Origin of the sequence: Streptomyces sp. NPDC057486 (assembly GCF_042802415.1) — a bacterium.
Lineage (GTDB): Bacteria > Actinomycetota > Actinomycetes > Streptomycetales > Streptomycetaceae > Streptomyces > Streptomyces yanii.
On sequence record NZ_JBHVEE010000044.1, the window covers coordinates 57,024 to 68,186 of the forward strand.

Here is an 11,163-nt window from a genome sequence, read left to right on the forward strand (position 1 = left end):
CGGGTCGTGAATCGGGGATGACAGATGTCATGCCCCACGCATGACGCCGCCCCCCGGAACAGGGGGCGGCGTCGTCGGGATCCGTGCTTCGGTGGTGCTATCCGTTGCCGTCGAGGGCGATGGTGGCGGTGCGCTCGGTGGGGGTTTTGCCGAGCAGCGCGGTCTGCATGGCGTGTGCCACGTCGTCCGCACTGAGCTGGTGCTTCTTGCCGTCGCCCTTGGTGATCATGATGCCGTCGAAGACGCCGTCACAGAGGGTGTCGATCGCGGTCTTGTTGTAGACCTCGACCAGCCGGCCGTCGACCGCCTTCATGGAGAGGATCTGGGGCAGCGACTTCGCCGGTCCGAACTGGATCTGCTTGGGCCCTGCCTTGATCGTGATCAGGCCGGACATCGCGGGCTTCGCGAAGTCCTTCATCGCGCGGTCCAGTTCGACCTGGGCAATGGTGGGCTGGCGGGTGGTGACCGGCAGTTGGACCGTGGCCGCCTTGCCCGTCTGCACCTGGGCACGGTACGCGTCCCGTACCGAGATCATCGACCTGTTGACGTCCAGCGCCTTGCCCGCCTTGCCGGGGACCGCGACGGCCTTGCCCGGCTCGAACTTGATCGTGCCGTCGTTGGCGGAGCCGGACACGCCCGCCAGGTCCGTCAGCGCGACCCCGAGCTTCTCCTCGTCGACCGGGATCACCGGGTCGGCCTTGCGCTCGGCCCCGAAGAGGGAGCCGATCACCGAGACCGGGTTGTAGTCGCTGCCCGCGGCGCCGCGCACGGTCTCCACGCTGTCCAGCGCGAGACCGGCCTTCTCCGGGGCGAGCTTCTCGCTCTTGCCGTCGACCGAGAGCTGGAGGGGGGTCTTGGCGCGCTCGCCGAGAGCCGCGTCCAGCTTGGCGACGGCCTGCTCCTTCGTGCCGCCGCCGATGTCGACGCCGAGGACGGTGGTGCCCTTGGGGACCTCGGAGTGGTTCATCAACAGCCCCGCGCCGTAGGCGACACCGGCCAGGACGACAACGCCCGCGCCGAGCAGGACCGGCTTCGAGCGGCCCTTCTTCTTCGCCGGGGCCGGGGCCGGGGTCGGGCGGGCGGGGGCGGACGCCTGGGCGGCGGGGCCGCCCGGTCCTGCCGGTCCGCTGCCCATCGGGTCGTTCGGGCCTCGGGGCGGCAGGTCGGCGCGCGCACCGGGACCCGCGGGGCCGCCCGCGTTCGGGAACAGGGACGGGGCGGACGGCGAGCGGTGCTCCGGCGGGACGACAGGGATACCGCTGTTGAGCGTGTCCCCCGAGACATGGCCGCCGGGGCCGGGCGGTGCGAACTGCGGTGTGAGGACGGCCGTGTCGTCGGACATCCGCGGGGGTACGCCACCGGGGGCGCCGGGAGCGGACGGTCCGCCGGGACGCGCCTGGCCCGCACCCGGACCTGCCGGGCCGGGGCCGCCCGGCCCGCCGGGGCGGGGAGTCAGGGACGAGGTGCCGGTGACCGGTCCGGTCGTCGGGCCGGACGGGCCCGGCGTACGCACACCGAGATTCGGCGTGGCACGCGGCCCGCCCGGGGCCGCGGAGTCGTCGCCGGGGCGGGGCGCACCCTGGTCGCCGGTGCTCTGCGGGCCGTCCGAGAAGTACGGCAGATCGGCGCGCGGCGGGGTGGGAGCACCGGATCCGGCACCCCCGCCCGCGCCGGAGGATCCGGCAGCAGCATTGGCGGCCGGCCCGGCCGCGGCGTCGACCACCGACGTGTTCGTCGGTGCCTTGCGCGGAGCGAACCAGTCGCTGCCGCTCTTCTCCCTGGCCGGCTTCTCGGCGCTCGGCTCCGCGGTCGCGGAGCCGTCTCTCGCTTCGGTGGCCGGTCCGCCCGGTGCGCCCGGTGCACCGCCGGACTCGGGTGCGCCGGGGCGCGGTGTGCTGCCCGTGCGCTCACGCGTGGCGTCCGCGTCGGCATCGCCCATCGGCGTACGCATCACGACCGGCGGGATGGGGCGCGAGCCGGGGATGTTGATCCGGATACGCGTCGTCAGTGTCGTCTCGGTCTTCGGCTCTTCGGACTGAGGCGAATCCGCAGGCTCCGGGGTCTCCTCCGGGGCGTCCTGCGAAGGGTGCAGCGACGGATACTGGCGTGATCCGTACGGCGGCGTACCCGAGGGATACGCGGCTCCCCCGCGCCCCTGGGGGCCGGTGGACGAACTGTCAGTTTCACGACTCAAAGCAGGTTCTCCCGATTGGCTCCGCCGCCCGTACTTCCCCCGTGCCGCAGGCCAGGGGACGGCTCGGCGCGCGAACCACCATACTGGCCGCCACCGACAGACACCCCGCGACCGGGGGAAACGACGGTGCGCCTCCCCGACGGACGGGGGGCATTACGGGATCGGACGTGGCACATTACTTGCCAGGTCGGCCGTTGTCGGCGCCTTGTTGGGGCGACCGCGACATGGTGGCACACATCACAGCGACGGCCATCCCCCCCAGCATGAAGAGGATGAGCCCCAGTTCGTCGCCGAAGACGTAGTCGCCCTCCGGCCGTCCGCCGAGCAGAACAATGACCGAAATCAGCCAGCCCGCGGCGGGCGCGAGGGAACCGACCTGGGTCCCGATGAGGATGCGGCCCCCGTAGAACAGTCCGGCGCAGGCCACCAGTGCGAGCAGCAAGCCGCCCGGGAACCAGGCGGCTTGGACGAATGCTCCCGCGAGCCCGACGAGCGCACCGAGGACCGCGAGGCCCAGGTAGGCCCCGATGCGGCCCGGGTTCAGGGGCGCGGCGAGACCGGTGGGCACGGGCTCCCGGGGCGGAGCGTCGCTTCGGGGCCGGCGCTGCTTGCCGCTGCTCATGACCGTGCTCCCGACTCGGCCCCCGGCACGTCCTCCGTACCCGATACGCCCGGTACGCCCGAGAAGAGATCGTGTTCCCGTGCACCCGCGGGCGCTCCGGACGTTCCCCGTACCAACTCGTAGTACTCGGTGGTGAAGACGGGCTGACCCAGATCGTTCGAGAGGGCGAAGAACGGGCCGTCCACGGCGATCTGGGTGCGGTGTGCCCGCATCGCCGCCGTCTTGGCCGCGGCGTGGGCGGCGCCGTCGATCTCCGCGGTGATCCGGGTGTCGTTCACCACACCCGGTACGTCGTCGATCGCGGCGATCCCCGGGAAGGCGTCGGAGGCCGTCGAGCGCAGCCGCGCGAAGGCCTGCTCGGCGACGGAGCGCGGCACCCGATTCCAGTAGATCTTGTCGATGGCGTGCGGGGCACCGAGTCCGCTGCGGTACGCGGGGTCGGCTGCCAGGTCCGCGGCGCGCATCGCGACGCGGTGCGCCTGGATGTGGTCGGGGTGCCCGTACCCGCCGTCGGGGTCGTAGGTCACGAGGACCTGGGGGCGTACCGAGCGGATCACCTCCACGAGGTACCCGGCGGCCTCGTCCACGTCCGTGTTCCAGAAGGCGCCGGGGCGGTGATTCTGCTCGGCACCCATCATTCCGGAATCCCGGAACCGTCCGGGGCCGCCGAGGAAACGGTGGTCGGTGACCCCGAGCTCCTTCATCGCGGCAGCGAGTTCACCGATGCGGTGGTCACCGAGGGTGTCGTCCCGATCGGCTGTGAGATGGGCGAGTTCGGGCGGGATGACCTCGCCCTCCTCGCCGCGCGTGCAGGTCACCAGAGTGACCCGGGCGCCCTGGGCCGCGTACAGGGCCATGGTGGCGCCGTTGTTGATCGACTCGTCGTCGGGGTGCGCATGCACCAGGAGCAGACGACGGGCGGGAAGGTCCGTCATGGGACCCACCCTACGAGCCGACTGCCCCGGGGGCCGACCACGGAGGGGGCCGGGACCGGTCGCAGCTGCGCGTGCCGGACCCCCCGCGAGCCCGGCATGACCCGAAGGACAGGAACCGGATCAGAACTTGATGTCGCCGATCATGCCGGCCACGTTCGTGGTCAGCTCCGAGATGGTGGGTGCGATGGACGAACTCGCGAGATAGAAACCGAGCAACATGCAGACCACCGCATGTCCGCCCTTCAGTCCGGATCTCCGGATCAGCAGGAAGACGACGATCGCCAGCAGCACCACCGCCGAAATCGAGAGTGCCACGGCGGTTCACCTCCATCAGTACGGTCGGGACGGGCAGCACACATGGAGCCAGCAGGTTCATACCCACCGAGCGCTACGGATCATAACTATCCGTGCCACCGCATTGATCGGGGCACAGCAGCACGAGGGGCGCACGACCGGACGGTCGGGCGCTATGTCCCGTTCCGCATTCCCCACTCCGATCAGGCCCTAGGGTTCGGGGGTATGACCTCGCAGAAGCTCTCGTTTCCCCGTCAGCACGCCAGAACACAGCGGTTCACCCTCGGCGCTCCGCGGGCGTTCACCGTCTCTCCGGACGGGGAGCGGGTGATCTTCCTGCGGTCGGCCTCCGGCACGGACCGGACCAACCGGCTGTGGGTGCTGGACCTGACGGACGGTTCCACGCCGAAGGAGCGGCTCGTCGCCGACCCCGAGGCGCTGCTGGGCGGTTCGGCGGAGAAGCTGTCCCCGCAGGAGCGGGCGCGGCGCGAGCGGAGCCGCGAGGGGTCTGCGGGGATCGTCGGCTATGCGGTCGACTCCGCGGCCGAGTTGGCGGCGTTCGCGCTCTCCGGGAAGGTGTACGTCGCCGAGTTGCGGGCCGGGACGGCCCGCGCGCTGCCGGTACCGGGCCCGGTACTGGACCCGCGTCCGTCGCCCGACGGACGTCATGTCGCATACGTGTCGAAGGGCGCACTGCGCGTCGTGGGGGCGGAGGGTGACGGGGACCGGGCGCTCGCGGAGCCCGAGGACGCGCACATCTCGTACGGTCTCGCGGAGTTCATCGCGGCCGAGGAGATGCACCGTTCGCGCGGCTTCTGGTGGTCGCCCGAGTCGGACCGGCTGCTGGTCGCAAGGGTCGACGACAGTGCGGTGAAGCGGTGGTGGATCGCCGACCCGGCGCACCCGGACCGCAAGCCCGCCGAGGTCGCGTACCCGGCGGCGGGGACGCCCAACGCGGAGGTGCGACTCCTGGTGACGGACCTGGACGGGGCCCGTACCGAAGTGGTGTGGGACCGGGGCCGGTATCCGTATCTGGCACAGGTGCACTGGTCGTCGGACGGCGCCCCGCTGATCCTGGTGCAGGCCCGTGACCAGCGCAGTCAGCTCTTCCTCGCGGTGGACACGGAGAGCGGTGCGACGCGGACGGTTCACGTCGACGAGGACCCGGTGTGGCTGGACCTGTTCCCCGGGGTGCCGGCGTGGGCGCCGGACGGGCGGCTCGTGCGGATCGTGGACGAGGGCGGGGCGCGGGTCCTCGCGGTCGGCGACCGGCCGCTGACCGGGGCGCAGTTGCAGATCCAGGCAGTACTGGACATCGGCGAGTCGGACGTCCTGGTGTCGGCTTCGGCGGGCGAGGACGCGGCGGCGCCGGAGATCGGGCAGAGCCATGTCTACCGGGTCAACGAGCTGGGCGTGGAGCGGGTCTCCGAGGGGGCGGGGGTGCACTCCGCGGTCCGGGCGGGCGAGGTGACCGTGCTGGTCTCGGCGTCGCCGGAGCGGCCCGGCACGGAGGTGCGGGTGCTCCGGAGCGGCAAGCAGGTCGCGACGGTCGCGAACCACGCGGAGGAGCCGGTTCTGACGGCCCGGGTGCAGTTCACCGAGGGGGGCGCACAGCGGATTCCGTGCGCCGTGCTGCTCCCCACCGACTATCAGGAATCAGATGGTCCGCTTCCGGTCCTGATGGATCCGTACGGTGGACCGCACGGGCGACGGGTCCTTGCCGCCCACAATCCGCACCTGACGTCGCAGTGGTTCGCCGATCAGGGCTTCGCGGTCGTCGTCGCGGACGGCCGGGGCGCACCGGGGCGCTCACCCGGCTGGGAGAAGGCGGTCAAGAACAATTTCACCCTCAGCCTCGACGACCAGGTGGACGCGCTGCACGCACTCGCCGAAAGGTTCCCGCTGGATCTCTCCAAGGTGGCGATCCGCGGCTGGTCGTACGGCGGATACCTGGCAGCCATGGCCGCGCTCCGGCGGCCGGACGTCTTCCATGCGGCAGTGGTGGGCGCGCCGGTGACGGATCTGCGGCTGTACGACACGCACTACACCGAGCGCTATCTCGGCGATCCGGCCGAGCAGCCCGAGGTGTACGCGTACAACTCGCTTCTCACCGACGAGGGGCTGTCCGAGGCCGCGGACCAGGTCCGACCGATGATGATCATCCACGGGCTGGCGGACGACAACGTGGTGGTCGCGCACTCGCTGCGACTGTCGTCGGCGCTGCTCTCGGCCGGGCGGCCGCATGAGGTACTGCCGCTGAGCGGGGTCACGCACATGACTCCGCAGGAGCAGGTTGCGGAGAATCTGCTCCTGTTGCAGGTGGACTTCCTGAAGCGGGCGCTGGGGCTGGACAGGGCCTAGTCGGGCGCTCCGTCCTCGGTCTCCCCCGGGCCCCGAGGGCCGGGCGGGTCCTACCAGCCCGGTGGGGGCCGGGAGGGCGGCGGGGGCCCGAACACACCGGGCTGCGGATAGCCGTGGCGCTGGTCCTGGACAGTGGGGGCGGGGGCGCTGTCGGGGAAGCCTCTTCGGGCCATGACCAGCAGCACCACCACTGCGGCGGTCGTTTCGAAGAACCACGTCAGCACCGTGAGCCGGCCCTCGGTCGACAGCTTCCCGAAGTGGTCGAGCAGCTCGAAGTGCAGCACACGGGCGATTCCCAGGATCCCGCCGGGCAGCAGCAGCCCGGCGGCGACCATGCCGCGAGCACAGCACACAGGACGGCACCGGTGACGCGTGCCCCGCGCGTGAGTATCACGCCTGCGATACTCCAGCGGGCCCGGTCACCCGACAAGGGGGACGTCCGCACTCCGGTTGAACCGGGTAACCGGCCGGAGGGACATGACAACCCTCCGACCGGTTCACGGCACCCGCACGGCCGTACGTTGTCCATGGTGATGCGTTCGTATATCGGACGTGCGACGGTCAAGTTGCCCGTGCGTTAACGCATCCGGGGTCGCGTTCCCTTCGGCGGTCAGTCGGCGTGCGCGCCTCCGGACGGGGGCGCCGGCCCGTCGCCCTTGCCCGCGGCGTCGTCGGGTGCAGCCGGTTCACCGGGGCCGCCCGGCTCCTCCGGCGCCCCGGGCTCCACCGGCTCTGTCTCCGGCGCCTCCAGCAGCCCCTCCTGTGGCACCACCTGCTTCTCCTCCGCGAAGTGGCATGCCGAATCGTGTGCGGCCGCGGTGTCCGCCAGCCGGAAGACCGCCGGGACCGCGAGCAACGGCACCTCCAGTTCGCACCGCTCCTGCGCCTTCCAGCAGCGGGTGCGGAAGCGGCAGCCCGACGGCGGGTTGGCCGGGGACGGCACGTCGCCGTGCAGGATGATCCGCTCGCGGTACTCGCGCGCCATCGGGTCCGGCACCGGCACCGCGGACAGCAAGGCCTGCGTGTACGGGTGCGTGGGGTGATCGTAGATCTGCTCGTCCGTACCGATCTCGGCGAGCCTGCCCAGATACATCACGCCGACCCGGTCGGAAATGTGCCGGACGATCGAGAGGTCGTGCGCGATGAAGACGTAACTCAGGTTGAACTCCGCCTGCAGCCGGTCGAGCAGGTTGATGACCTGGGCCTGCACGGAGACGTCGAGGGCCGAGACCGGTTCGTCGGCGACGATGATCTCGGGGTTGAGGGCCAGCCCACGGGCGATGCCGATGCGCTGGCGCTGGCCGCCGGAGAACTGGTGCGGGTAGCGGTTGATGTACTCCGGGTTGAGACCCACGACATCGAGCAGGTCCTGCACCTTGCGCCGCCGCTCCCCCTTGGGCGCGACCTCGGGGTGGATCTCGTACGGCTCCCCGATGATGTCGCCGACCGTCATCCGCGGATTGAGCGACGTGTACGGGTCCTGGAACACCATCTGGATGTTGCGCCGTACGGCCTTCAGCCCACGCCCGGACAGCTTGGTGATGTCCTCGCCCTTGTACTTGATCGCGCCGGACGTCGGCTGTTCCAGATGGACGAGCATCTTGGCGACGGTCGACTTGCCGCAGCCGGACTCCCCCACGATGCCGAGGGTCTCGCCCGCGGCCAGCTCGAACGAGACACCGTCGACCGCCTTGACCGCACCGACCTGCTTCTTGAACAGGATGCCCTGGGTCAACGGGTAGTGCTTGACGAGGTCGATGACCTCCAGAATGGGTTCGCCGCCCGCGCGAATGCTCCCCTGTTCAGCGCGCATCGAGCGTCTCCTTCCAGAAGTAGCAGGCGCTCTCGCGGTGTTCGGCCACCTCGAACAGCGGCGGCACCTCGCCGCGGCAGATCTCCTGGGCCATCGGGCAGCGCGGGTTGAAGGCACAGCCGGGCGGGATGCGCAGCAGGTTGGGCGGCAGCCCCTTGATGGCGTACAGCTCCTGGCCTTTCTGGTCCAGCCGCGGAATCGACCGGAGCAGACCCTTGGTGTACGGGTGGGCGGGCGCCCTGTAGATCTCGTGGACGGGGGCCGACTCGACGATCCGGCCCGCGTACATCACGGCGATGTGGTCGGCGACGTCGGCGACCACGCCCAGATCGTGGGTGATCAGGATGAGGCCCATGTTGAGCTCGCGCTGGAGTTCCGCGAGGAGGTCCATCACCTGGGCCTGGACGGTCACATCGAGGGCGGTGGTGGGCTCGTCCGCGATGATCAACGACGGTTCCAGCGCCAGCGCCATGGCGATCATGATGCGCTGGCGCATACCGCCGGAGAACTGGTGCGGGTAGTTCCCGACCCGGTCCTTCGCAGCGGGGATGCGGACCCGGTCCATCAGCTCGATGGCCTTCAGCCTGGCGTCCTTACGGGACATCCCCCGGTGCACCACGAACATCTCGCCGAGCTGTTCCCCCACGCTGAGCACCGGGTTGAGGGAGGACAGGGCGTCCTGGAAGATCATGGCCATCTGCTGACCGCGGACCTTCCGTCGCTCCTCCGCCTTCAGTGTCAGCAGGTCGCGGCCCTTGAAGAGGATCTCGCCGCCGCTGATCCTCCCGGGCGGCATGTCGAGGATCCCCATGATCGCCTGCGCGGTGACCGACTTGCCCGACCCGGACTCGCCGAGCACGGCGAGCGTCTCACCCTCGGCCACCGAGTAGTTGACCCCGTTGACGGCCTTGGCCACCCCGTCCCGGGTGTGGAACTCCACGTGCAGATCGCGCACTTCGAGCAACATGGCAACGGCTCCTCAGCGCAGCTTGGGGTCGAGGGCGTCGCGCACCGCGTCGCCGAGCATGATGAAGGCGAGCACGGTGATCGCCAGCGCTCCGGCCGGCCAGAGCAGCATGTGCGGGGCGTTGCGGACGTAGTTGGCCGCTGCGGAGATGTCGATGCCCCAGGAGACCGCCGGCGGTTTCAGCCCGACGCCGAGGAACGAGAGGGTCGCCTCCAGGGAGATGTACGTACCGAGGGCGATGGTCGCGACGACGATCACGGGGGCGACCGCGTTGGGGGCGATGTGGCGGAGCATGATCCGGGAGTTGGAGGCGCCGAGCGCTCGGGCCGCCTGGACGTAGTCGTTCTGTTTGGCGGTGATGACCGAGCCACGTGCGATACGGGCGATCTGCGGCCAGCCCAGCAGAACGATGAAGCCGATCACCGGCCAGACGGTGGAGCCCGGCACCACGGAGAGGAAGACCAGGCCGCCGAGGACGACCGGGATGCCGAAGAACACGTCGGTGAGGCGGGAGAGGACCGAGTCCCACCAGCCGCCGAAGAAGCCGGCGAAACCGCCCAGGATGCCGCCGAGGAGCGAGACTCCGAGGGTGGCGCAGACACCTACGGTGACCGAGGCCCTGGCCCCGTAGACCGTACGGGTGTAGACGTCGCAGCCCTGCCCGTCGAAGCCGAACGGGTGGCCGGGCTGCGAGCCCTCCTGAGCCTTGCCCAGGTCGCAGTTGAGCGGGTCCTGGTTCGTGATCAGCGACGGCCAGATCGAGATGATCACCAGGAAGAGGATGATCAGGGCGGAGATGATGAAGACCGGGTTGCGGCGCAGGTCGCGCCAGGCGTCGGACCAGAGACTGCGGGGTTTCTCCGCCGGCCCGGTCCCTTCGGGGCCGCCCGGGGTCTTCTCCAGGGTCTCCCCCTCCTCGATGGCGAGGTCCATGCCCGCACCCGCTCCTCCCGCAGAGATCGCTTCGTCCGGGGTCTGCTCAGGCATAGCGGATCCTCGGGTCGAGTACGGCGTACAAGAGGTCGACGACCAGGTTCGCCGCCAGGAAGACGAGGACCAGAATGGTGACGAACCCGACGACGGTCTGGGAGTTCTGGCGCAGAATGCCCTGGTAGAGCTGGTAGCCGACGCCGTGGATGTTGAAGATGCGCTCGGTGACGATCGCCCCGCCCATCAGGGCGCCCACGTCCGTACCGATGAAGGTGACGACGGGGATCAGAGAGTTGCGCAGCAGATGCCGGATGACGACCCGGCGCCTGGGGAGGCCCTTGGCGACGGCGGTACGGACGTAGTCGGCGCGGGCGTTCTCGGCGATCGAGGTCCGGGTGAGCCGGGTGACGTACGCCAGGGAGACCGAGGCGAGGACGAGCCCGGGGACGAGGAGTTCATCGAACGGCGCCTCCGAGGAGACGGACGGGTCGATGATCCCCCATTTCACGCCGAGGAGGAGTTGGAGCAGCAGACCGGTGACGAAGGTCGGGACGGAGATGACGACCAGGGTCAGGATCAGCACGGTGGTGTCGACGGGCCGGCCGCGGCGCAGACCGGTGACGACGCCGAGGCTGATGCCGATGACGACTTCGAAGACGATCGCGATGACGGTGAGCCGAATGGTGATGGGGAAGGCGGTGGCCATCAGCTCGGTGACCTTCTGGCCGTTGAACGCGGTGCCGAAGTCGCCGGTGAAGACATTGCCCATGTAGGTGAGGTACTGCTGCCAGACCGGCTTATCGAGGCCGAATTCCCTGCGGAGTTGAGCGGCGGTCGCAGGATCGCACTGGCGCTCGCCGCAGAGACCCGCAATGGGGTCACCCATCACGTTCACCATGAGGAAGATCAACAGCGTGGTGCCGAAGAAGACCGGGATCATCTGCAGCAGCCGCCGGATCACATACCGTCCCATGAGGGGCTCCGGGGGTCGCGGGGGGGCAGTTGCTCGGGGATGGGGAAGCCGGGTGGCCGGTGCGGGGTGTGCAC

General features: G+C 70.1%; 10 protein-coding genes. 1 reads left to right on the forward strand and 9 read right to left on the reverse strand.

The window, feature by feature from the left end; translation table 11 throughout:
- Positions 1 to 97: 97 nt before the first annotated feature.
- The 4 genes from ACFU6I_RS21465 to ACFU6I_RS21480 form a co-directional block, all read right to left on the reverse strand.
- Entirely contained in the window at positions 98 to 2,194 is a 2,097-nt protein-coding gene (locus ACFU6I_RS21465) for a hypothetical protein (RefSeq protein ID WP_384369028.1), read from the reverse strand.
- A gap of 175 nt (positions 2,195 to 2,369) precedes the next feature.
- Positions 2,370 to 2,816, reverse strand: a complete 447-nt coding sequence (locus ACFU6I_RS21470) for a DUF6113 family protein (RefSeq protein ID WP_384369031.1) — start codon at positions 2,814 to 2,816, stop codon at positions 2,370 to 2,372.
- Positions 2,813 to 3,751 carry an N-acetyl-1-D-myo-inositol-2-amino-2-deoxy-alpha-D-glucopyranoside deacetylase gene (gene mshB / locus ACFU6I_RS21475; RefSeq protein ID WP_384369034.1) on the reverse strand — a complete coding sequence of 313 codons (939 nt, stop codon included), beginning with the start codon at positions 3,749 to 3,751 and terminating at the stop codon, positions 2,813 to 2,815. The genes ACFU6I_RS21470 and mshB overlap by 4 nt, the downstream gene beginning before the upstream one ends.
- 120 nt (positions 3,752 to 3,871) lie before the next feature.
- Positions 3,872 to 4,066, reverse strand: coding sequence for a hypothetical protein (locus ACFU6I_RS21480; protein WP_345510548.1), 195 nt, complete (start codon positions 4,064 to 4,066; stop codon positions 3,872 to 3,874).
- Between the two features lie 204 nt (positions 4,067 to 4,270).
- Between ACFU6I_RS21480 and ACFU6I_RS21485 the strand changes: the two genes are divergently transcribed.
- Entirely contained in the window at positions 4,271 to 6,406 is a 2,136-nt protein-coding gene (locus ACFU6I_RS21485; protein WP_384369037.1) for an alpha/beta fold hydrolase, read from the forward strand.
- A gap of 50 nt (positions 6,407 to 6,456) precedes the next feature.
- Here ACFU6I_RS21485 and ACFU6I_RS21490 read toward each other — a convergent pair whose 3' ends face one another.
- The 5 genes from ACFU6I_RS21490 to ACFU6I_RS21510 form a co-directional block, all read right to left on the reverse strand.
- Positions 6,457 to 6,741, reverse strand: coding sequence for a hypothetical protein (locus tag ACFU6I_RS21490; RefSeq protein WP_384369040.1), 285 nt, complete (start codon positions 6,739 to 6,741; stop codon positions 6,457 to 6,459).
- A gap of 275 nt (positions 6,742 to 7,016) precedes the next feature.
- The gene (locus tag ACFU6I_RS21495; protein ID WP_384369043.1) at positions 7,017 to 8,219 is read right to left on the reverse strand and encodes an ABC transporter ATP-binding protein; all 1,203 of its coding nucleotides are present in this window, start codon (positions 8,217 to 8,219) and stop codon (positions 7,017 to 7,019) included.
- Complete coding sequence (locus tag ACFU6I_RS21500) at positions 8,209 to 9,186, reverse strand: ABC transporter ATP-binding protein (protein WP_384369046.1); 978 nt, start codon at positions 9,184 to 9,186, stop codon at positions 8,209 to 8,211. The genes ACFU6I_RS21495 and ACFU6I_RS21500 overlap by 11 nt, the downstream gene beginning before the upstream one ends.
- 12 nt (positions 9,187 to 9,198) lie before the next feature.
- Positions 9,199 to 10,173, reverse strand: a complete 975-nt coding sequence (locus ACFU6I_RS21505) for an ABC transporter permease (RefSeq protein WP_384369049.1) — start codon at positions 10,171 to 10,173, stop codon at positions 9,199 to 9,201.
- The gene (locus tag ACFU6I_RS21510) at positions 10,166 to 11,089 is read right to left on the reverse strand and encodes an ABC transporter permease (protein ID WP_384369052.1); all 924 of its coding nucleotides are present in this window, start codon (positions 11,087 to 11,089) and stop codon (positions 10,166 to 10,168) included. Before ACFU6I_RS21510 ends, ACFU6I_RS21505 begins: the two co-directional genes overlap by 8 nt.
- Positions 11,090 to 11,163: the final 74 nt, after the last annotated feature.